Source organism: Nocardioides sp. S-1144 (genome assembly GCF_005954645.2).
Taxonomy (GTDB): Bacteria; Actinomycetota; Actinomycetes; order Propionibacteriales; family Nocardioidaceae; genus Nocardioides; species Nocardioides dongxiaopingii.
The window spans coordinates 2,077,301-2,096,697 of the sequence record NZ_CP040695.2; the positions used below are offsets into that span (position 1 = coordinate 2,077,301).

The 19,397-nt window shown below is 74.3% G+C and carries 22 protein-coding genes and 1 pseudogene; 12 read left to right on the forward strand and 11 right to left on the reverse strand.

The window, feature by feature from the left end; genetic code table 11:
• Positions 1 to 16: 16 nt before the first annotated feature.
• Positions 17 to 535 (forward strand): SixA phosphatase family protein, encoded by a 519-nt coding sequence (locus FE634_RS09780; RefSeq protein ID WP_138875763.1) that lies wholly within the window; start codon positions 17 to 19, stop codon positions 533 to 535.
• A 24-nt stretch (positions 536 to 559) separates the two neighbouring features.
• Here FE634_RS09780 and FE634_RS09785 read toward each other — a convergent pair whose 3' ends face one another.
• Positions 560 to 1,354, reverse strand: coding sequence for an SDR family NAD(P)-dependent oxidoreductase (locus FE634_RS09785; RefSeq protein WP_138875764.1), 795 nt, complete (start codon positions 1,352 to 1,354; stop codon positions 560 to 562).
• Positions 1,355 to 1,406: 52 nt separating this feature from the next.
• Here FE634_RS09785 and FE634_RS09790 point away from each other — a divergent pair, with 52 nt between their 5' ends.
• Genes FE634_RS09790 through FE634_RS09800 form a run of 3 tightly spaced genes read left to right on the forward strand, consistent with a single transcriptional unit; the run spans position 1,407 to position 4,884 of the window.
• Positions 1,407 to 3,479 (forward strand): alkaline phosphatase family protein, encoded by a 2,073-nt coding sequence (locus FE634_RS09790; protein ID WP_148240547.1) that lies wholly within the window; start codon positions 1,407 to 1,409, stop codon positions 3,477 to 3,479.
• Positions 3,476 to 4,270, forward strand: a complete 795-nt coding sequence (locus tag FE634_RS09795) for an MBL fold metallo-hydrolase (RefSeq protein ID WP_138875766.1) — start codon at positions 3,476 to 3,478, stop codon at positions 4,268 to 4,270. The genes FE634_RS09790 and FE634_RS09795 overlap by 4 nt, the downstream gene beginning before the upstream one ends.
• Entirely contained in the window at positions 4,267 to 4,884 is a 618-nt protein-coding gene (locus FE634_RS09800; protein ID WP_138875767.1) for a DedA family protein, read from the forward strand. The genes FE634_RS09795 and FE634_RS09800 overlap by 4 nt, the downstream gene beginning before the upstream one ends.
• Here FE634_RS09800 and serB read toward each other — a convergent pair.
• Positions 4,862 to 6,082 carry a phosphoserine phosphatase SerB gene (serB, locus tag FE634_RS09805; RefSeq protein WP_148240548.1) on the reverse strand — a complete coding sequence of 407 codons (1,221 nt, stop codon included), beginning with the start codon at positions 6,080 to 6,082 and terminating at the stop codon, positions 4,862 to 4,864. The genes FE634_RS09800 and serB overlap by 23 nt on opposite strands.
• A gap of 58 nt (positions 6,083 to 6,140) precedes the next feature.
• On the opposite strand from serB, the gene FE634_RS09810 reads away from it, so the two are divergent.
• Positions 6,141 to 6,512, forward strand: coding sequence for a nuclear transport factor 2 family protein (locus FE634_RS09810; RefSeq protein WP_138875768.1), 372 nt, complete (start codon positions 6,141 to 6,143; stop codon positions 6,510 to 6,512).
• The gene (locus FE634_RS09815; RefSeq protein WP_138875769.1) at positions 6,512 to 6,871 is read left to right on the forward strand and encodes a VOC family protein; all 360 of its coding nucleotides are present in this window, start codon (positions 6,512 to 6,514) and stop codon (positions 6,869 to 6,871) included. The genes FE634_RS09810 and FE634_RS09815 overlap by 1 nt, the downstream gene beginning before the upstream one ends.
• A 12-nt stretch (positions 6,872 to 6,883) precedes the next feature.
• Here FE634_RS09815 and FE634_RS09820 read toward each other — a convergent pair whose 3' ends face one another.
• On the reverse strand, positions 6,884 to 7,621 hold the full coding sequence (locus FE634_RS09820; RefSeq protein WP_138875770.1) for a hypothetical protein: 738 nt from the start codon (positions 7,619 to 7,621) through the stop codon (positions 6,884 to 6,886).
• Positions 7,622 to 7,666: 45 nt separating this feature from the next.
• On the opposite strand from FE634_RS09820, the pseudogene FE634_RS09825 reads away from it, so the two are divergent.
• The 4 genes and pseudogenes from FE634_RS09825 to FE634_RS09840 form a co-directional block, all read left to right on the forward strand.
• Positions 7,667 to 8,191 (forward strand): annotated as a pseudogene (locus FE634_RS09825) (ABC transporter ATP-binding protein); the annotation flags it as partial.
• A gap of 300 nt (positions 8,192 to 8,491) precedes the next feature.
• The gene (locus FE634_RS09830; protein ID WP_148240549.1) at positions 8,492 to 8,959 is read left to right on the forward strand and encodes an NfeD family protein; all 468 of its coding nucleotides are present in this window, start codon (positions 8,492 to 8,494) and stop codon (positions 8,957 to 8,959) included.
• 1 nt (position 8,960) lies between these two features.
• Positions 8,961 to 10,118 carry an SPFH domain-containing protein gene (locus FE634_RS09835; RefSeq protein WP_148240550.1) on the forward strand — a complete coding sequence of 386 codons (1,158 nt, stop codon included), beginning with the start codon at positions 8,961 to 8,963 and terminating at the stop codon, positions 10,116 to 10,118.
• Complete coding sequence (locus FE634_RS09840) at positions 10,115 to 10,879, forward strand: sulfite exporter TauE/SafE family protein (protein WP_137291911.1); 765 nt, start codon at positions 10,115 to 10,117, stop codon at positions 10,877 to 10,879. Before FE634_RS09835 ends, FE634_RS09840 begins: the two co-directional genes overlap by 4 nt.
• 55 nt (positions 10,880 to 10,934) lie before the next feature.
• Here the strand turns inward: FE634_RS09840 and FE634_RS09845 are convergent, their stop codons facing one another.
• Together FE634_RS09845 and FE634_RS09850 are read right to left on the reverse strand one after the other, a co-directional pair.
• Positions 10,935 to 11,312, reverse strand: a complete 378-nt coding sequence (locus tag FE634_RS09845) for a hypothetical protein (protein WP_138875772.1) — start codon at positions 11,310 to 11,312, stop codon at positions 10,935 to 10,937.
• 22 nt (positions 11,313 to 11,334) lie between these two features.
• Positions 11,335 to 11,979, reverse strand: coding sequence for a hypothetical protein (locus FE634_RS09850; protein ID WP_138875773.1), 645 nt, complete (start codon positions 11,977 to 11,979; stop codon positions 11,335 to 11,337).
• A gap of 62 nt (positions 11,980 to 12,041) precedes the next feature.
• On the opposite strand from FE634_RS09850, the gene FE634_RS09855 reads away from it, so the two are divergent.
• On the forward strand, positions 12,042 to 12,704 hold the full coding sequence (locus tag FE634_RS09855; protein ID WP_187366871.1) for a nitroreductase family protein: 663 nt from the start codon (positions 12,042 to 12,044) through the stop codon (positions 12,702 to 12,704).
• 19 nt (positions 12,705 to 12,723) lie between these two features.
• On the opposite strand, the gene FE634_RS09860 is transcribed toward FE634_RS09855, so the two are convergent.
• The gene (locus FE634_RS09860) at positions 12,724 to 13,680 is read right to left on the reverse strand and encodes an alpha/beta hydrolase (RefSeq protein ID WP_138875774.1); all 957 of its coding nucleotides are present in this window, start codon (positions 13,678 to 13,680) and stop codon (positions 12,724 to 12,726) included.
• Positions 13,681 to 13,717: 37 nt separating this feature from the next.
• Between FE634_RS09860 and FE634_RS09865 the strand changes: the two genes are divergently transcribed.
• Positions 13,718 to 14,197: an NUDIX hydrolase gene (locus FE634_RS09865; protein ID WP_137291907.1), complete on the forward strand. Its 480-nt coding sequence runs from the start codon at positions 13,718 to 13,720 to the stop codon at positions 14,195 to 14,197.
• Here FE634_RS09865 and FE634_RS09870 read toward each other — a convergent pair.
• The 5 genes from FE634_RS09870 to FE634_RS09890 all read right to left on the reverse strand — a co-directional run bounded on the left by FE634_RS09870 (position 14,175) and on the right by FE634_RS09890 (position 19,309).
• Complete coding sequence (locus FE634_RS09870; RefSeq protein WP_262347641.1) at positions 14,175 to 14,906, reverse strand: gamma-glutamyl-gamma-aminobutyrate hydrolase family protein; 732 nt, start codon at positions 14,904 to 14,906, stop codon at positions 14,175 to 14,177. The genes FE634_RS09865 and FE634_RS09870 overlap by 23 nt on opposite strands.
• 17 nt (positions 14,907 to 14,923) lie before the next feature.
• The gene (locus FE634_RS09875; protein ID WP_137291905.1) at positions 14,924 to 15,703 is read right to left on the reverse strand and encodes a 3-oxoacyl-ACP reductase; all 780 of its coding nucleotides are present in this window, start codon (positions 15,701 to 15,703) and stop codon (positions 14,924 to 14,926) included.
• Between the two features lie 122 nt (positions 15,704 to 15,825).
• Complete coding sequence (locus tag FE634_RS09880) at positions 15,826 to 17,184, reverse strand: aldehyde dehydrogenase family protein (protein WP_137291904.1); 1,359 nt, start codon at positions 17,182 to 17,184, stop codon at positions 15,826 to 15,828.
• A complete protein-coding gene (locus tag FE634_RS09885) occupies positions 17,184 to 18,551 on the reverse strand; it encodes a glutamine synthetase family protein (RefSeq protein ID WP_137291903.1) in 1,368 nt (455 codons plus the stop codon). Before FE634_RS09885 ends, FE634_RS09880 begins: the two co-directional genes overlap by 1 nt.
• Positions 18,552 to 18,559: 8 nt before the next feature.
• On the reverse strand, positions 18,560 to 19,309 hold the full coding sequence (locus FE634_RS09890; protein ID WP_137291902.1) for a FadR/GntR family transcriptional regulator: 750 nt from the start codon (positions 19,307 to 19,309) through the stop codon (positions 18,560 to 18,562).
• Between the last annotated feature and the right edge of the window lie 88 nt (positions 19,310 to 19,397).

Consider the following 19,397-nt stretch of genomic DNA (forward strand, 5'->3'; position numbering starts at 1 on the left):
CACTAAAGTGGCCGGCATGGTCGACACCCCCCGCACCCTGGTGGTGATGCGGCACGCCAGGGCCGAGTCGCTCGGCACGACCGACTTCGACCGCGCGCTCACCGAGGGCGGCCGCGCCGACGCCGCCGACGGCGGGCGCTGGCTCGCCGGCTTCGGCGTCGTGCCGCAGCACGCCCTCGTCTCGGCCGCGGCGCGGACCGCGCAGACGTGGCGCGAGACCGCCGCCGCCGCGGGGTGGGACGTCGAGCCCGAGCTCGACCGCGGTCTGTACGCCGCCGACGTCGACAACGCGCTCGACCTCGTGCGGGCCCTCGACGACGCCGTGACCTCGGCCGTCGTGGTGGGCCACAACCCGACCGTGGCCGCCCTGGCCCAGCTGCTCGACGACGACGAGGGCGACGTCGAGGCCGGCAACGCGATGGCCACCGGGTCGTTCCCCACCAGCGCGACGGCCGTGTTCACCTGCCGTGGCTCGTGGGCCGACGTGCAGCCCGGCACCGCCGCGCTCGTCGGCTACCACGTCGGGCGCGGCTGACGGTCCCGGACGGCCCCGGCCGGGTCAGGGCAGGATCGCGTCGACGTAGCCGCCGTCGACGCGGAGCGCGCCGCCGGTGGTCGCCGACGCCGCGTCGGAGGCCAGGTAGGTGCAGAGGTTGGCGATCTCGGACGGCTCGATGAGGCGCTGGATCAGTGACTGGGGCCGGTGGCGCCGCATGAACTCGCGCTGGGCCTCGTCCCAGGGCAGCTCGGTGCCGACCAGCTCGGCCACGAAGTCCTCGACGCCGGCGGTGTGGGTCGGACCCGCGATCACGGCGTTCACGGTGACCCCGGTGCCGGCGGCGGCCTTGGCGTAGCCCCGGGAGACCGCCAGCAGCGCGGTCTTGGTCATCCCGTAGTGGACCATCTCCTCCGGGATGACCACCGCGGAGTCGCTGCAGATGAACTGCACCCGGCCCCACCCCTGCTCGGTCATCCCGGGCAGGTAGGCCCGGGTCAGGCGCACCCCCGACAGCACGTTGACCTCGAAGTAGCGCCGCCACTCGTCGTCGTCGACCTCGAGCACCGGCCTGGCCCCGAAGATGCCGAGGTTGTTGACCAGGACGTCGGCGCGCGGGACGGCGGCCAGCAGCGTCTCGGCGCCGGCGGCCGTGGCGACGTCGGCGGCGACCGGGACGACGTCCGCGCCGGGGACGACCGTGCGGACCTCCTCGGCGGCGCGGTCGCACGTCCCGGCGCTGCGGCCGTTGACCACCACCCGGGCCCCGGCCCGCGCCAGCGCGGTGACGATGGCCAGCCCGATGCCCTGGGTGGATCCGGTGACCACGGCGGTCCTGCCTGCAAGGGAGATCTCCATGCCCCCAGCATGCCGGGCGCGCGGCCGGTTCGCGCGTGCCTAGGATCATCCGGTGACCGGCCGGGGCTCCCTCAGCAGGCGCGCCGCCCTCGCGGGCCGGGAGGTCGCCCACTGGCGCCCGTCGCTGCGCTGGCTGCGCGCCGTGCTGCGCTCGTTCGTGGTGTCCTTCCTCGCCGTCGCGGTGACGCTGTGGCTGGTGCCGGGCCAGCAGGTGCCCGAGCACGGCACCCGCTCGGTCGCCACCCTCGTGCTCGTGGTGCTGCTCGTCGGCGCCCTGCTGCGCCCGATCCTGACCCGCCTGACCGTGATCACCGGCGTCCTCGGGCTGCTGCTGGTCGGGTTCCTGGCGCAGAGCGTGGTGCTCGGCGTCGCGCTGGCGCTGGTGCCCTCCATCGAGCCGATCGACTTCCCCGAGCTGGTGGTGGCCGCCTGGGGCGTGGCGGTCGTGGCCGCCGTCCTCAACTGGGTCGTCGACGCCTCCAGCGAGGAGGTCTACCTCGCGCAGGTGCTCGGCCGGGCGGTCCGGACGGCGCGCCGGAGCGACGTCAGCGGCCCCGGGCTGCTGGTCGTCCAGCTCGACGGCGTCGCCGAGCCGCTGCTGCGGCAGGCCGCCGCCGCCGGCGCGATCCCGTTCGTGACCCGCACCCTGCGCTCCGGCAGCCACGTGCTGCGCGGCTGGCACACCGGCGTCCCGTCGACGACGCCGGCCGGCCAGGCCGTGCTCCTGCACGGCGAGGAGCACGCGATCCCGGCGTTCCGCTGGTACGACAAGGAGCGCGGGCGGGTGCTGGAGTGCAGCCGGCCGGCCGACGCCGCGGTGGCCGAGTCCGACTTCACCACCGGTCGCGGGCTGCTCGCCGACGGGGGAGCGAGCGTGGCCAACCTCTTCTCCGGTGACGCCCCGTTCCGGGCGCTGACCATGAGCGACGCCCGGCTGCCCGGCAGCGAGCCGGGCGCGGCCCAGTTCGCGGCGTCGCGCTCCGGGTTCGTCCGCTCGGTCGTGCTGTTCGCGGGCCAGGTCGTCACCGAGTGGTACCAGGGCCGGCGCCAGCGCCACCGCAACGTCGTCCCGCGGGTGCACCGCGGCGGCTCGTTCGTCTTCCTCCGGGGCCTGACGACCGTGGTCCTGAAGGACCTCAGCGTCGCGATCGTCGCCGAGCAGATGGCTCGCGGCACCCCGGTCGTCTACGTCGACTTCGTCGACTACGACGAGGTGGCGCACCACGCCGGCCCGACCCGCCCCGAGTCGATGCGCACCTTCGAGAGCCTCGACCGCGCCCTCGAGTTCTTCGCCGACCTCGCCCGCGAGGTCGGCCGCGACTACGAGATCGCCGTCGTCTCCGACCACGGCCAGACCCAGGGCAGCACCTTCCTCCAGCTCGAGGGGCGCACGCTGGCCCAGGCGGTGGGCGAGATCGTCGACCTCGAGGTCGACGCGCAGGAGGCCCCCGCCGAGGTGATGGGCCCGGCCAACCTGCTCGCCGCGTCCGGGACGCCGACCCACGGCGCCCTGCGCCCGCACCGCGTCCTGGCCCGGCGCCGGCCGGCACCCGCCCCGGCCGCGGGGTCGCCGGTGCAGGTCGTCGCCTCGGGCAGCATCGCCCACCTCTACCTGACCGGGTTGCCCGGCCGGCTGCACCGCGAGGAGGTCGAGGAGGCGCTGCCCACGCTGCTGCCGGGCCTCTGCGCGCTCACGCACGTCGGCGTGGTCCTCACCCGCAGCCGCGGCGGCGCCGTGGTGGTCGAGAACGCCGCCGGGCGCCGGGTGCTCGGCGGGTCGGACGCCGGCGCGTGGGGCGCGGACCCGCTGGCGCCGTACGGGCCGCTGGCCGCGGCCGACCTGCTCGCGCTCGACGCCCGCCACCACGTCGGTGACGTCGTGGTGCTCGGTCGCTACGACCCCCAGCTCGGCGAGGTGGCCGCCTTCGAGGAGCTCGTCGGCTCGCACGGCGGGCTCGGCGGTTGGCAGACCGAGGCGCTGCTGGTGCACCCGGCCGGCTGGACGGTCCCCGACGGCCCGCTCGGGGGCGGCGACGTGCACCGGCTGCTGGTGCGCCGGCTGGTCGAGCTCGGCCTGCGCCGCTCCGACGAGGCCGCCGTCCCCGACCTGGAGGCCGCGCGATGACCCGCGAACCGCGCGCCGGGGGGATCGCCGGCGTCACGTGGTGGGGCCACTCGTCGATGACGATCGACCTCCCCACCGCGTCGGTCGCCACCGACCCGCTCATGACGCGCCGGCTGTACCACCTGCGTCGCGCCGTGCCCGAGCCGCCCGAGGCGGCCAGCCGCGCGGACGTCGTCCTCGTCTCGCACCTGCACCACGACCACCTGCACCTGCCCTCGCTGGCCCGGTTCGCGCCCGAGGTGCCCCTCGTCGTGCCGCGGGGCGCACCGGCCGCGGTGAAGGGGCTGCACTCCCGCGAGCTCGTCGAGGTCGCCCCGGGGGACTCCGTCGTGGTGGCCGGGGTCTCGATCGACGTGCTCCCGGCGACCCACGACGGGCGCCGCGACAACCTCCCGCGTCGGGCGCAGGCGGTGCCGGCCCTCGGCTTCCGCTTCACCGACCAGACGACGAGCGTCTGGTACCCCGGCGACACCGGCGTCCGCGCCGACTTCGCCGACGTCGCCCCGGTCGACCTGGCCGCCGTGCCGATCGGGGGGTGGGGCCCGACGCTGGGCGAGGAGCACCTCGACCCCGAGGAGGCCGTCGCCGCGGTGGCCGCGGTCGGCGCGCGCTGGGCGCTCGCCGTCCACTACGGCACCTACTGGCCGCTGGCCCTGCGCCGGCTGCACCCGCGCAACCACGACCGGCTCTTCGTGACGCCGCCCCAGCGCTTCCACCGCGCCGCCCAGGACACGGGCCTCGCGGCGGTCACCCTGACCCCGGGCTTCGGCGAGCGGGTGGAGCTCGGGTGAGCGGCGACCTGGGCGTGACCGGCCTGCTCGCGCTGTTCGGCGTGGTGGCGTTCGGCGCCGTCATCCCGGTCGTGCCGACCGGCGCCGCGGTGAGCGCGGCCGCCGTCCTGGCCCGCGCCGAGCACCCGTGGGAGGTCGTGCTGGTGCTCCTCGTGGGCGGCGCGGGCGCCTACGCCGGCGACGTCGTCACCTACGCCGCGCTGCGGACCGCCGGGGCGCCGCTGGCGCACCGGGTCGGCTGGCTGCGCGCCGACGACCCCGACGGCACCCTGCAGCACCTGCGGGCCCGGCTGGAGGCCGACGAGGTCAGGTCGCTGCTGCTGTCGCGGCTGGTCCCGGGCGGCCGGATCCCGGTGCTGCTGGCCGCCGCGCTCGGCGGCTACCCGCTGGTGCGGTTCGCCAGCGCCAACGTCGCCGCCGCCCTGCTCTGGTCGTGCCTGTACGGCGGCATCGGGCTCGTCGGCGACGCGCTGATCCCCGACCCGGTGGTCGCGGTCGTCGTGGTCGTCCTCGCGGCCCTGGCGGTCGGCCTGGTGCTGCCCCGGCTGCGCCGCTCACGCCGCGACGGCGCGGCGCAGGACGGCGCCGACGTCAGACCGGCGGGGCCGGCGTGACGATGCCGGCCTCGGCGTCGGCGGCCTCGATCTCCTCGCGGGAGATGCCGAGCAGGTAGAGGATCGTGTCGAGGTAGGGCACGTTCACGGTCGTGTCGGCCGCGCGCTGCACGACCGGGCGCGCGTTGTAGGCGATGCCGAGACCGGCGGCGTTGAGCATGTCGAGGTCGTTGGCGCCGTCGCCGATCGCGATCGTCGCGGCGACCGGCACGCCGACCTTCTCGGCGAACTCGCGCAGCGCCGCCGCCTTGCCGGCCCGGTCGACGACCGGCCCGACGATCCGGCCGGTGAGCCGGCCGTCGAGGATCTCGAGCTCGTTGGCGCGGGCGAAGTGGATGCCGAGGTCGGCCGCGAGCCGGTCGGTGATCTGGCTGAATCCGCCGCTGACGATCGCGAAGCGGTAGCCGAGGCGACGCAGCGTGCGCACCATCGTGCGGACCCCGGGGGTCACCACGATGCCGTCGTAGACGGTGTCGAGGACCGCGACGTCGAGACCGGCGAGCAGCGAGACCCGGGCGCGCAGCGACTCCTCGAAGTCCAGCTCGCCGCGCATCGCGGCCTCGGTGACGCCGGCGACCTCCTCCTCGTGCCCGGCGTGGGCGGCGAGCATCTCGATCACCTCGCCCTGGATGAGCGTGCTGTCGACGTCCATCACGATCAGCCGCACGCCGCGGCGCAGCAGGTTGGCCGGCTGCACGGCGACGTCGACGCCCTGACGGGCGGCCTCGGGCGCGAGCAGCGAGCGGAGCGTCTCGGGGTCGGAGCCGGAGACGTCGAGGTCGATCGCGGTGACGGGGTAGCGCGCCATCCGCTCGATCCGGTCGATGTTGCCGCCGCTGTCGGCGATCCGGCCGGCGATCGCGGCCATCTGGGAGGCGCGCAGGGGGCTGCCGATCACCGTGACGTGCGAGCGCCCCGTGCCCCGGGAGCGGTTGTCGCCGGAGCCCCGCTCCACCTCGACCTGCATGCCGAGCGCCGCGGCGGTGTCCTCCACGACGCGCGCGACCTTGCGCCACTCCCGCGGTGCGGTCACCAGCACGCCGAGGATCAGGCGGCGCCGCAGGATGATCTGCTCGACGTCGATCACCTCGACGCCGGCGCCGGACAGGGCCGCGAAGACCGCCGAGGTGACGCCCGGCCGGTCCTTGCCGGAGAGGGTCACGAGCAGGGTGTCGGTGGGGTCCTTCTGGGCGCTCATCAGGCGCGAGGCTATCGCCCGGCGTCCGGTTGTCGGTGGTCGCGTCCATGCTGTCGTCATGGATCCCCACGCACCCGGCCCGCGGTCCGAGGCGGTGCTGCGCCGCTACGCCGCGGCGCTCGACGCCCGCGACTGGCACGACCTCGCCGGGTGCCTCGCCCCCGACTTCACCTCGCTCCTGGTGCACACCGGCGAGCGGTTCGACGCCCTCGGCCACGTCGCCCTCACCCGCGACTACCCCGGGGCCTGGCGCGTCACGCTGGAGGACGTCGTCACCGACGGCGTCCGCGCGGCGGGCCGGGCCCGGGTGACCGACGGCGCCTCGACGTTCCACGTGGCCCTCTTCGCCACCGTCGGGGGCGACGCGCTCGTCGAGCTCGTGGAGGTCTGGACCGAGTCCGAGCAACCCCCACCCGACAGGAGCACGTGATGACCCAGCAGCACCACTCGATCGACTACGTCGAGCTCGACTGCCCCGACCTCGCCGCCGCCAAGGCCTTCTACGGCGCGGCCTTCGGGTGGGAGTTCAACGACTACGGTCCCGGCCCCGACTACGTCGGCATCCGGCGACCCGGCGGCGAGGGCGAGATCGGCGGGCTCAACCCGGCCGAGCCGCGCGGCCGGCGCGGCGCGCTCGTGCTGCTGTGGTCGGCCGACCTCGACGCCACCGCGGCCTCGGTGCGGGCGGCCGGGGGAGAGGTCGTCGAGGGCCCCTACGCCTTCCCGGGCGGACGGCGCCTGCACCTGCTCGACCCGGCCGGCAACGAGATCGGCGTCTGGGGCGCTTGAGCGGTCCCGGGGTCAGTCCGGCGGCCAGACCTCGGGGGAGCAGGCGGCGACGAGCGCGCGGCGTCCGGCGCGGGCGAGCGGGGCGAGCGCGCCACGGCGCTGGTCCATCTCCCACACCGTCAGCGCGCCGCCGTCGTCCTCGAGGGCCAGCTCGGCGATCCCGAGGGCCTGGAGCCCGCGCGCGGCCAGGTCCACGCACCGCGCGGGGATGCCGGGAGGAGCCTCGATCGCGGGGCGGTGGCGCAGGTTCATCAGCCGGTCGGCCACCTCGGGCCGCCAGCGGGCGACGTCCAGGACCGCGAGCCGCTCGGCGGTCGAGGGCAGCACCGAGCGCAGCTCGCGGTCGGACTCGCCGACGTCCGGCAGCTGACGCCGGCGTGCCGGCAGCACCTGCCACTCCACGGTCGGCCCCACCCGGGTGGGCACGAGACCCGACTCGGTGCCGACGGCCACGACGCCCTCGCCGACCTCCAGCACCGCGTCGTTGAACCCGACCGGTCCGCCGAGGCCGACCAGGTCGCCCTCGGCCGGGAACGTCGCGCCGAAGCCGCTCGCGCCGTCCGTCCGCAGCGCGGCCAGCGCGCCGAGCAGGCCGGGGCCGGCGTCCGAGCCGAGGACCACGTGGGTGACGTCGTCGGCGATCACGCCGTCGAGGAGGTCGTCGGGTCCGACGTGCCCGCGGACCCAGGCGGTGCCCCACCAGGCGAGGCGTCCCGACACGGGGAGGGGCTCGGTCGTCGTGCTGCTCACGGAGGCCGAGCGTAGCCACCGATCCCGACCGCCTAGGGTGGCGGCATGGCTGCGGTCCTCGAGTTCGCCGACGTGACGGTGCGCCGGGGCACCACGACCCTCCTCGACGCCGTGACCTGGGTCGTGCGGGAGGGAGAACGCTGGGTCGTCCTCGGCCCCAACGGCGCGGGCAAGACCACCCTGCTCCAGGTCGCCTCGGCCCAGGTCCACCCCACCGACGGCGCCGTCGGCGTGCTCGGCGAGCTGATCGGCACCGTCGACGTGTTCGAGCTGCGTCCCCGGATCGGGCTCACCAGCGCGGCGCTGTCCGAGCGGGTCCCGCGGCACGAGGTCGTGCGCGACGTGGTCGTGTCGGCGGCGTACGGCGTGGTCGGCCGGTGGCGCGAGGAGTACGACGAGCTCGACCACGGCCGCGCCCTGCAGCTGCTGCGCGAGGTCGGCGTGGCCCACCTGGTCGACCGCACCTTCGGCACCCTGAGCGAGGGCGAGCGCAAGCGGGTGCTGGTCGCGCGCGCCCTGATGACCGACCCCGAGCTGCTGCTGCTCGACGAGCCCGCCGCCGGCCTCGACCTCGGCGGGCGCGAGGACCTGGTCGCCACCTTGTCCAACCTGGCCTACGACCCCGACGCCCCGGCGACCGTGCTGGTCTCCCACCACGTGGAGGAGATCCCGCCCGGGTTCACCCACGCGCTGCTGCTGCGCGAGGGCGCGGTGGTCGCCGAGGGTCCGGTCGACGAGGTCCTCACCGAGGCCCACCTCTCGGCGACGTTCGGCATGCCGCTGCTGCTCCAGCACGAGGACGAGCGCTGGGCGGCACGACGCCGTCCGCGCCACCGCTGACCGTCGCCACCTCCCCCCTAGGATCGGGTCATGGAGTGGCTGGGAGACAACCTGTGGAGCGCGTGGCTCGCGCTCGCGGTGTTCCTCGGCGTCGCCGAGCTGATGAGCCTCGACCTGGTGCTGATCATGCTGGCCGTCGGTGCGGTGGCCGGGATGGTCACCGCGCTGCTCGGGGCACCCGTGCTCGCCCAGGTGCTGGTCGCCGGCGGCGCCTCCGTCGCGATGCTGGCGCTGGTGCGGCCCTCGGTGGTCAAGCGGCTGCACAGCGGGCCCGAGCTGAGTCTCGGCCACGGCAAGCTCGTCGGCCGCCAGGGCGTCGTCACCGCCGCGATCACGGCCAACGAGCCGGGCCGCGTGCGGATCGACGGCGACGTCTGGTCGGCCACCCCGTACGACCCGACCCTCACGATCGCTGCCGGCCAGACGGTCGAGGTCTTCGAGATCCGGGGCGCGACCGCCCTGGTCCACCCGATCCCCACGCTCGAGGAGAGTGACTGACATGGCGTTCCTGATCGCCCTCGGACTGGTGCTGGTCTTCGTGGTCGTCCTGCTGGCCAAGACGATCCAGATCATCCCGCAGGCCCGCGCCGGCATCGTCGAGCGGTTCGGCAAGTACAAGGAGACCCTGCCCGCCGGGCTCAACACGGTGCTGCCGTTCATCGACAAGGTGCGCTACCAGATCGACCTGCGCGAGCAGGTCGTCAGCTTCCCGCCCCAGCCGGTGATCACCGAGGACAACCTCGTCGTCTCGATCGACACCGTCATCTACTTCCAGGTCACCGACCCGATCGCCGCGACCTACGAGATCGCCGACTACATCCAGGCCGTCGAGCAGCTCACCACGACGACGCTGCGCAACATCGTCGGTGGCATGGACCTCGAGGAGACCCTCACCAGCCGCGACTCGATCAACTCCGGGCTGCGCGGCGTCCTCGACGAGGCCACCGGCAAGTGGGGCATCCGGGTCAACCGGGTCGAGCTCAAGGGCATCGACCCGCCGCCGTCGATCAAGGACTCGATGGAGAAGCAGATGCGCGCCGACCGCGAGAAGCGCGCGGTCATCCTCAGCGCCGAGGGCCAGCGCCAGGCCGCCATCCTCACCGCCGAGGGCGCGAAGCAGTCCTCGATCCTCAACGCCGAGGGCGACCGCGAGTCGCAGATCCTGCGGGCCCAGGCCGACCGCGAGTCGCAGATCCTGCGCGCCCAGGGTGAGGGCCAGGCCATCCAGACGGTCTTCCAGGCCATCCACGACGGTCGCCCCGACCAGTCGCTGCTGGCCTACCAGTACCTGCAGATGATGCCGAAGATCGCCGAGGGCGATGCCAACAAGGTGTGGGTCATCCCCTCCGAGATCACCAAGGCCCTCGAGGGCCTCGGCTCCGCCGTCCACGAGGTCGCCGGCATCCCGAAGAAGGTCGACGGGCCGCTCACGCGCGTCGACATGGGCCCCACCGAGCCGCAGGTGCCCGAGGACGGCGGCTCGACCAGCTCGAGCGCCGCGGTCGCCGCCGCGATCGCCGAGGCCGAGGTGGCCGCCCACCCGGGCCGGCCCCCGGAGGCGGAGCAGCCCGCCCCGGTCGAGACGACCGACCCGTCCCTCGACCCGACCAACGTCCCGGCCGTCGAGCCCCAGGATCCGCCCACCCCGCTCGGGTGAGCCTGTTCGAGTGCGTCGCGGTCGTCCTCGCCGGACTGGCCGCGGGGACGATCAACTCCGTCGTCGGCAGCGGGACCCTGATCACCTTCCCGACGCTGCTGGCCTTCGGCGTCCCGCCGGTCGTGGCCAACGTCTCCAACAACATCGGCCTCGTGCCCGGCTCGGTCACCGGCGCCATCGGCTACCGCGACGAGCTGGGTGGTCAGCGGGCGCGCGTCGTCCGGCTGCTGAGTGCCTCGGTGCTCGGCGGGGCGATCGGGGCGGTGCTGCTGCTCCGGCTGCCCGAGGGCGCCTTCGAGACGATCGTGCCGGTGCTCATCCTGCTCGGCGTCGTGCTGGTGCTCTTCCAGCCGCGGTTGTCGGCGTGGGTCCGGGCGCGGTCCGAGGCGAGCGGCGTCGAGACCCAGGGCGACCACTGGTGGGTCTGGCCGGCGGTCCTGCTCACCGGCGTGTACGGCGGCTACTTCGGCGCCGCCCAGGGCGTGCTGCTGATGGGCGTGCTCGGCATCGGCATCGCCCAGTCGTTGCAGCGCAGCAACGCCGTCAAGAACGTGCTGGCCGCCGCCGTCAACGGGGTGGCCGGCACCATCTTCGCGGTCGTCGCCGACGTCGACTGGCTCGTCGTGGCCCTGATCGGGAGCGGCGCGGTCGTCGGAGGACTGCTCGGCGCCCGGGTCGGCAAGCGGCTGCCCCCGGTCGTGCTGCGCGCCCTCATCGTGGTGGTCGGCCTGGTCGCCTTCGTCGCCATCCTCGCCGGCTGACGACCCCCACCCACCGGGCGACCCGCGCCCTCCCGGCCGGTCGTGCGGGAGGCGGTCAGACCGCCTCGACGGCGGTCCGGGTGCGGACCCGCAGGCCGAGGAGACCGGAGAGGACCGCGACGCCGGCGACGCCGACGAGGCCGAGCCCGACGTTGGGGGGGACCTCCTCCTCGCCGACGGCGGCGTGGGCCGTGGCGGCGTCGGAGGCGTCGACGGCCATCCCGATCAGCACCAGGGTCCGGCGCGCCGACCCGGAGGCGAGCAGGGTCGCGGTGCCGAGGGCGATCTCGCGCGTGCCGAACCACTGTGCCAGCAGCGGGCGGGACGTCGGCGCGGCCGCCGAGCCCATCGTCGAGGACACGACGTCCGGCCGGACGAGGGCGGCGACGCCGACACCGATGCGGCCGAGGGACAAGGTGGTGACCGGGTTCATGTGCGCGAGACTAGGGGATGGGTCAGCGCGACGCCCGCACCCGCGGGCCGAAGACGGGGGTGCGCCAGTCACCGTTGTCGGCACCGCGCGGTGACCACCTGTCGTAGCTGCCGTCCGCCGCGATGTTCTGGACGTCGGCGCCCACGCGGACCCACTCGGGCCTGCCGAGACAGCGGCGGGGCACCGTGGCGACCACCGTGCCGGCGGAGCGGTCGATGCGTGCCTCCGTGTCCGCGCACCTAGATCCCCCGGTGGTGTAGGTGATGTAGCCGCACTCGTCCGGCTCGACGTCGGTGAGGTCGGGCGCCCGGCCGATGCTGACGTCCGGGCCACCGGTGGCGAACGAGTCGACGGTGACCAACCAGTCGTGCCGCGACGTGCGGACGGTGAACTCGGCGAAGACGCTGCGGGGTCGGGGAAGCCCGACGACGTCGAGACGGAGCACGAGGTCGGTCTTGGTGTGGCGCACGGCCAGTCGTCGGATGTCGCCGTCGGGGCTCGGTCGCTGCGTCACGGTGCCGCACGGCTCGGGCTCGGGGTCGAAGGTGACGGTCCGGGCGTCGCCGACCGGCTCGTTGTCCGACCACCGGTCGGCGTGGGCGGGGACGGCGGACAGCGGGGCGAGCGCCACGAGGGCGGCGGCCAGGAGCGCGAGGCGACGGATCACCGGCACAGTGTGCCGGGCCGGCGCGGGGTGCGCTGGGAAACGGCGCGGGTAGCGTTCCGGGCGTGGACCTCTACGACGTGATGCGGACGACCCCGGCGGTGCGCGAGTTCACCGACGACCCGTTGCCCGACGACGTGCTGCTGCGGATCCTCGACCACGCGCGCTTCGCGCCGTCGGGCGGGAACCGGCAGGGCGCGCACGTCGTCGTCGTCCGCGACGCCGCGACGCGACGCCGGCTCGCCGCGCTCCAGGAGCCGGCGGCGAAGCGGTACGTCGCCCAGGTCGCGGCGGGGGAGAGCCCGTGGAACAGCGTGCACCCGCCGGGCCCGACGCCCGAGGAGGTCGCCGCGACCGACGTCCCGGAGCGCTTCACGAGGCCGGTGCTCACCGCGGGTGCCGTGCTGGTCGTGCTGGTCGACCTCGCCGTCGTCGCCTCGATGGACCAGGACCTCGACCGCGTCGGCGTCATCAGCGGCGCCTCGGTCTACCCGCTCGTCTGGAACATCCTGCTGGCGGCGCGCCACGAGGGCTTCGGCGGCACCATCACCACGATGGCCGTCGTCGAGGAGGACGCCGTCAAGGAGCTCCTCGGGGTCCCGGAGAGCTACGCGCTGGCCGCCGTCGTCCCCCTCGGGAAGCCGGTCAAGGAGCTCACCCGCCTCAAGCGGCAGCCGGTGGCGGAGTTCGTCACCCTCGAGCGCTACGACGGCGAGCCGCTCGCGTGAGCCGCCCCGCCCGCCGGGCTCAGGTCAGGTACGCGCCGACCCAGCGCTCGAGCTGGTCGTAGACCATCGCGCGCACCGGCGGCCGCGACAGGACGACGTCGTGCACGGCGCCGTCGATCGCGGCGTACGTCACGTGCGGGCCGACCGAGGTCGCCCAGCGCCGGATCTGGGGCACGTCGAGCACGATGTCGTGGGTGTAGACGTCGTCGTCGAGCTCGGGTGGCCGCAGGGTGGCGGCCGAGGAGAGCACCAGCACGGGCGCGAGCACCGACAGGCCGGCGTGCAGCTCGGCGTGGGCGCGGCGGATCGCGCGCAGCCAGCCGAAGCGCACCGGGTAGGACAGGACCGGCTTCCACTCGAGGTCGTAGTCCCACTCGCCGCCGTGCTCGCGGTGCAGGCTCCTGCCGTAGATGCCGTTGGCGTCCTTGCCGAGCACCCGCATCGGCTGCCGCTGCCCGACCCGGTCGAGGACGGCGCTGGTGACCGGCGAGCGCATCCAGGGCGCGCCCTGCAGGTCGAACCACGGGGAGTTGAGCACCATGCCGGCCAGCTCGGGCATCTGGCGCGAGTCGGCCCACAGCGGGGTGATCAGCCCGCCCGTCGAGTGCGCCGACACCACGACCGCGTCGTGCCCGTCGCGCTCGGTGATCCGCCACCAGGCCAGGTCGAGCTCGGCGAAGTAGGTGTGGACGTCGTCGACGTAGGTCGGGGTCTGGTGCGGACGGATCGAGCGGCCGTACTTGCGCAGGTCGAGGGCGTAGAAGTCGTAGCCGCGCTCGAGCCACCACGCGGCGTACTCGGTCTGGAAGAAGTAGTCGGCGAACCCGTGGACGTAGAGGACCGCGCGGCCGTTGGGGTTCTCGGCCCGCCGGCTGACCAGCGTGGCGACGACCGGTCCCTCGGCGTCGGGGGCGAGGCCGATGGTCTCGGCCGTCCAGGGCTCGCCGAGGACGTCGACGCATCGATCGGGGTGCACGCCCCTAGTAAAGCGGCCGATGACGTAGCGTCGCGACGTGCCCGTCCCCGAGTTCGTCCTCGAGCTGCGCCGTCACGTCGGGCACGCCCCGTTGTGGCTGTGCGCCGTCACCGCCGTCGTGCGCCGCGACGACGACGTCCTGCTGGTGCGACGCTCCGACGACGGCACCTGGTCCCCGGTCACCGGCATCATCGACCCCGGCGAGGAGCCGGCCGTCGCCGCCGCCCGCGAGGCGCTCGAGGAGACCGGCGTGGAGATCCGCGTCGACCGGCTCGCCTCGGTCGGCGCCACCGGCGAGGTGGTCCACGTCAACGGCGACCGCGCCTCCTACCTCGACCTCACCTTCGCCTGCACCTGGCTCTCGGGCGAGCCGTACGTCGCCGACGACGAGTCGGTCGACGTCCGCTGGTGGCCGCTCGAGGACCTGCCGCCGATGAAGCCGGTGCTGGTGGACCGGATCGAGGCGGCCGGGTCGGGCGAGTCCGCGGCCCGGTTCAGCGGTCCGCCGAAGGCGTAGCCCCGGCCCGTCGCGACCGTGACGCCGCCGCCACGAGGCCGGCGAGCAGCCCGACGTCGGCCGCGGTCTCGGGGTGCCACTGGACGCCGACGCAGAACCGGTCGCCCGGCGCCTCGATCGCCTCGAGGACGCCGTCCGCGGCGTGGGCGGCGGGCCGGTAGCCCGGGTGGGTGCGGACCGACTGGTGGTGGTGGCAGCTGACCTCGACCCGCTCGCCGACGAGGCCGGCGACCCGTGAGCCGGGCACGGTCGCGACCGGCACCGAGCCGTACTCGGGCCCGCCGGGCGAGTGCGACTCGTGGTCGACGAGGTCGGGCACGTGCTGGTCGAGCTGCCCGCCGGCGTGCACGGCCATCACCTGCATCCCGCGGCAGACCCCGAGCACCGGCAGGTCGACGTCGGCCGCGGCGCCGAGCAGCGCCAGCTCCCACGCGTCGCGGTCGGGGCGCCAGCCGGCGGTGCGCGGGTGGGCCTCGGCGCCGTAGCGGGACGGGTCGACGTCGGCACCACCGCTGATCACCAGCCCGTCGAGCCGGGCGACCACGGCCGCCGCCGCGCCCTCCACGTCGGTCGGCGGGAGCAGGAGCGGGACGCCGCCGACCGCGGTCACCGCGCCGGCGTACTCGCTGGGCAGCAGGTCGGCCCGCTGCTGCCAGACGCCGTAGGCGGCGACCTCGCGGTAGGTGGTCAGGCCGATCACCGGGAGCACCACGTCAGCCTCCCGGCTCAGATGGGCGTGACGTAGGCGCCGGAGATGCCGCCGTCGACGAGGAAGGTGTTCGCCGTCATGAACGACGAGTCGTCCGAGGCCAGGAACAGCACCGCGGCGGCCATCTCCGACGGCTCGCCGAAGCGCCCCATCGGCACGTGCACCAGACGGCGGGCGGCCCGCTCGGCGTCCGCGGCGAAGAGCTCCTGGAGCAGCGGGGTGTTCACCGGTCCGGGGCACAGCGCGTTGACCCGCACCCCCTGGCGCGCGAACTGGACGCCGAGCTCGCGCGTCATCGACAGCACCCCGCCCTTGGACGCCGAGTACGAGATCTGCGACGTCGCCGCGCCCATCACGGCCACGAAGGAGGCGGTGTTGATGATCGAGCCCCTGCCCTGCTCGAGCATGTGGGGGAGCGCGGCCTTGCAGCACAGGTAGACGCTGGTCAGGTTCACCTCCTGCACCCGCCGCCACGCCTCGAGGTCGGTGTCGAGGATCGAGTCGTCCTCGGGCGGGCTGATCCCGGCGTTGTTGAAGGCGATGTCGACGGAGCCGTAGGTCTCCTTCGCGGTGCGGAACAGCGCGTCGACCTGCTCCTTGTCGGTGACGTCGACGTGCACGTACGTGGCGACGTCGGTGCCGCCGAGCTGGCCGACGAGCTCGTGGCCGCGCTGGTCGTCGATGTCACCGACGACGACCTTCGCGCCCTCCTCGACGAAGCGCTGCACCGTCGCCAGGCCGATGCCCGAGCAGCCGCCGGTGACGACCGCGACCCGGTCCTGGATGCGTCCTGCCATGGGGGTGTTCCTCTCTGGTTCCGGGATCTCGTCGAGGCTCGCTGACCCTCGCTGCTCGATCTCCGGGCTTGATCTCCGGGCTTGATCTCCGGGCTCGGTGTGCGGGTGGCCCGGATGACGGGTCAGTGGGCGATGAAGACGTTCTTCTCCTCGGTGAACGCGTGCGCGGCGTCCGGGCCGAGCTCGCGGCCGATGCCGGACTGCTTGTAGCCGCCGAACGGCGTCCAGTAGCGCACCGAGGAGTGGGAGTTGACGCTGAGGTTGCCGGCCTCGACGGCGCGCGCCACGCGCAGGCCGCGGCCGAGGTCGCGGGTGTAGATCGACCCGGACAGGCCGTAGTCGGTGTCGTTGGCGAGGGCGACCGCGTGCTCCTCGTCGTCGAAGGGCATCACGGCGACGACCGGCCCGAAGACCTCCTCGCGCCAGATCCGTGCCGCCGGATCCTCGACCGCGACGACGGTGGGCGGCACCCAGAACCCGTCGCCACCCGGCGTGGTGCCGGCGAAGGCGACCTCGACCTCGTCGAGGAAGCCGGCGACGCGGTCGCGCTGGCGCCCGGTGATCAGCGGGCCCATCTCGGAGGCCTCGTCGGAGGGGTCGAGCACCTTGACCGCGCGGACGGCGGGCTCCAGCAGGCCCACGAACTCGTCGTAGGCCGACCGCTCGACCAGCAGGCGCGAGCGGGCGCAGCAGTCCTGCCCGGCGTTGTCGAAGACCGCCCCGGGAGCAGCGGCGGCCGCGGCGGCGAGGTCGGCGTCGGCGAAGATGATGTTGCTGCTCTTGCCGCCGAGCTCGAGGGTGACGTTCTTGACCTGCTCGGCGCAGCCGGCCATCACCTGCTTGCCGACCGCGGTCGAGCCGGTGAAGCAGACCTTGCGCACCAGCGGGTGGGTGACCAGGCGCTGTCCGACGACGGGGCCGGCGCCCGGGACGACGGTCAGGACGCCCTCGGGCAGCCCGGCCTCGAGGGCGAGCTCGGCGAGGCGCAGCGCGGTCAGCGGCGTCACCTCGGCCGGCTTCAGGACGACGGTGTTGCCGGCGGCCAGGGCCGGCGCGAAGCCCCAGGCGGCGATCGGCATCGGGAAGTTCCAGGGCACGATGATCCCGACCACGCCGTACGGCTCGCGGAAGGTGAGGTCGGTGCCGCCGGCCACCGGGATCTGCCGCCCGTGCAGCCGCTCCGGGGCGCCGGCGTAGTAGTTCAGGCAGTCGCGGACGTTGCCGGCCTCCCACCGGGCGTTGCCCCACGTGTGCCCGGCGTTGCGGACCTCGATCGCGGCGAGCTCCTCGACGTGCTCGTCGACCACGGCGGCGAAGCGCCGCAGCAGCCTCGCCCGCTCGCCGGGGGCCAGGTCCCGCCACGGCGCGAAGGCCTCGTGCGCGCGCTCGATCGCGGCGTCGGTGCCGGCCTCGTCGGCCAGCTCGACCTCGTCGAACGGTGCGCCGGTCGACGGGTCGACCAGGGTGAAGGTGGACGTCATCAGAGCCTCTCGAATCCGCGGCGCCGCTCCCAGTCGGTCACCGTCGCCTGGTAGGCCGCCAGCTCGACGTCGGCCATGTTCACGTAGTGCTCGACGACGGCGTCGCCGAACGCGGCCCGCGCGACGTCCGACGTCGCGAACGCCTCGCGGGCCTCGGCCATCGTGCTGGGCACCCGCGGCGCGTCGGAGGTGTAGGCGTTGCCGACGAGCTCGTCGCCGAGCGCCAGCTCCTGCTCGATGCCGTGCAGGCCGCCGGCCAGCATGGCCGCGGTGGCGAGGTAGGGGTTGACGTCGGCGCCGGGCACCCGGTTCTCCATCCGCGCGCCCGCGCCGCGCCCGACCAGCCGGACGGCGCAGGTGCGGTTGTCGAGGCCCCAGGCGATCGCGGTCGGGGCGAAGGAGCCGTCGGCGAAGCGCTTGTAGGAGTTGATGTTGGGGGCGTAGAGCAGCGTGAAGTCGCGCACGGTGGCCAGGACGCCGGCGACGAAGTGGTCGTAGAGCGGCGTGCGGGCGCCGCCCTCCTCGTCCCAGAACACCAGCGATCCGTCGGTGCCGCGCAGCGAGAGGTGGATGTGGCACGAGCTGCCCTCGCGCTGGTCGTACTTGGCCATGAAGGTCAGCGACCGGCCCTGCTGGGCGGCGATCTCCTTGGCGGCGTTCTTGTAGACGACGTGGTTGTCGGCGGTCGTCAGGGCGTCGGCGTACAGGAAGCCGATCTCGTGCTGGCCGAAGTTGCACTCACCCTTGGCGCCCTCGACGTCGAGGCCGGCGTCGTACATGTGGTTGCGGATGGCGCGGAGCAGCGGCTCCACGCGGCTGGTGCCGAGGATCGAGTAGTCGACGTTGTACTGGTTGACCGGCGTCAGCTCGTGCCAGTTGGCCCGGGCCGCCGCCTCGTAGGTGTCCTCGAAGGCGATGAACTCCAGCTCGGTGCCGGCCAGGGCGGTCCAGTCACGCTCGGCGCAGCGGTCGAGCTGGGCGGCGAGGATCGAGCGCGGCGACTGCACCACGGGGGAGTGGTCGGGCCAGACCAGGTCGCACTGCACCATCGCGGTCGCCGGCAGGTGGGTGAGCACCCGGATGGTGCGCTCGTCGAGCACGAACTCCATGTCGCCGTACCCGCGCTCCCAGGAGGAGATCGCGTAGCCCTCGACGGTGTTCATGTCGACGTCGACGGCGAGCAGGTAGTTGCAGCCCTCGGTGCCGTGCCCGACGACGTGCTCGACGAAGTAGCGCCCGTGCAGGCGCTTGCCCTGCAGCCGGCCCTGCATGTCGGTGAAGGCGACGACCACGGTGTCGATCTCGCCGGCCTCGATGCGGCCGACGAGGTCGCCCATCGAGAGGTGTCGCTCGTTGCGCAGACTCATCGGTGCTCCTATCCGACCAGGCCGCGCAGCAGCGCGGCCGTGTCGTCGCAGTGGTGCTCCATGGCCCGGCGGGCATGGTCGGGACGGCCGGCGAGGATCGCGCGGACGACGGCGGCGTGCTGGCGGTCGGAGTGGGCGATGTTGGCGTCGAGGACCGGGATCGCCAGCAGCATCTCGTGCAGGGTCGACTGGACCGAGGTGACGGCCTCGACCATCCGCGGCGACCCGGACAGCGCCGCCACGGTCAGGTGAAAGCGCGAGTCGGCCTGCCGGTGCGGGGCCGGTCGCCCGGACGACGCCACCGCCTCGTGCGCCGCCTCGAGCTGGGCGACCTGCGCCGCCGACAGGTCCTGCTCGGCGGCCAGCGCGGCCGCCCCGGGCTCGACGACGCGGCGGTAGGCGAGCGAGTCGAGCCAGTCGGCGCGGGTCGCGGCGCTCGTGCGCAGCGCCTTGCGCGCCGACGGCGTCCGCGGCTTCAGCGTGACGACGGTGCCGCCGCCGCGGCCACGGGTCGTCTCGACCAGGCCGGCCTGGCGCAGCGCGGCCATCGCCTCGCGCAGCGTCGCCCGCGACACTCCGAGCCGCTCGGCGAGCTCGCGCTCGGGCGGCAGCGTCGAGCCGAGCGGGTAGACCCCGAGCCGGATCGCGGTGGCGAGCTGCTCCACGCACGCCTCGAACGCGTGGTGCCCCCGCACCGGTCGCAGGACCGCGTCGGGCAGTCCTCGCCCGAGGGGTCCGATACCGGCGGCGGCGTCCATGAGCGGTATTCAAGCACCTGGCCAGCAGAGCGCAATGGTCTGAGTTCATACCAATTTTACGCGCGACTGTTTACAGCCTCCGAGACCC

Coding starts and splice junctions, on each gene's coding strand:
- FE634_RS09835 (WP_148240550.1), top strand. CDS start 8,961: ATGGCGTTCCTGATCGCCCTCGGACTGGTGCTGGTCTTCGTGGTCGTC.
- FE634_RS09830 (WP_148240549.1), top strand. CDS start 8,492: ATGGAGTGGCTGGGAGACAACCTGTGGAGCGCGTGGCTCGCGCTCGCG.
- serB (WP_148240548.1), bottom strand. CDS start 6,082: ATGAGCGCCCAGAAGGACCCCACCGACACCCTGCTCGTGACCCTCTCC.
- FE634_RS09845 (WP_138875772.1), bottom strand. CDS start 11,312: ATGAACCCGGTCACCACCTTGTCCCTCGGCCGCATCGGTGTCGGCGTC.
- FE634_RS09815 (WP_138875769.1), top strand. CDS start 6,512: ATGACCCAGCAGCACCACTCGATCGACTACGTCGAGCTCGACTGCCCC.
- FE634_RS09880 (WP_137291904.1), bottom strand. CDS start 17,184: ATGACGTCCACCTTCACCCTGGTCGACCCGTCGACCGGCGCACCGTTC.
- FE634_RS09810 (WP_138875768.1), top strand. CDS start 6,141: ATGGATCCCCACGCACCCGGCCCGCGGTCCGAGGCGGTGCTGCGCCGC.
- FE634_RS09795 (WP_138875766.1), top strand. CDS start 3,476: ATGACCCGCGAACCGCGCGCCGGGGGGATCGCCGGCGTCACGTGGTGG.
- FE634_RS09875 (WP_137291905.1), bottom strand. CDS start 15,703: ATGGCAGGACGCATCCAGGACCGGGTCGCGGTCGTCACCGGCGGCTGC.
- FE634_RS09885 (WP_137291903.1), bottom strand. CDS start 18,551: ATGAGTCTGCGCAACGAGCGACACCTCTCGATGGGCGACCTCGTCGGC.
- FE634_RS09785 (WP_138875764.1), bottom strand. CDS start 1,354: ATGGAGATCTCCCTTGCAGGCAGGACCGCCGTGGTCACCGGATCCACC.
- FE634_RS09780 (WP_138875763.1), top strand. CDS start 17: ATGGTCGACACCCCCCGCACCCTGGTGGTGATGCGGCACGCCAGGGCC.
- FE634_RS09890 (WP_137291902.1), bottom strand. CDS start 19,309: ATGGACGCCGCCGCCGGTATCGGACCCCTCGGGCGAGGACTGCCCGAC.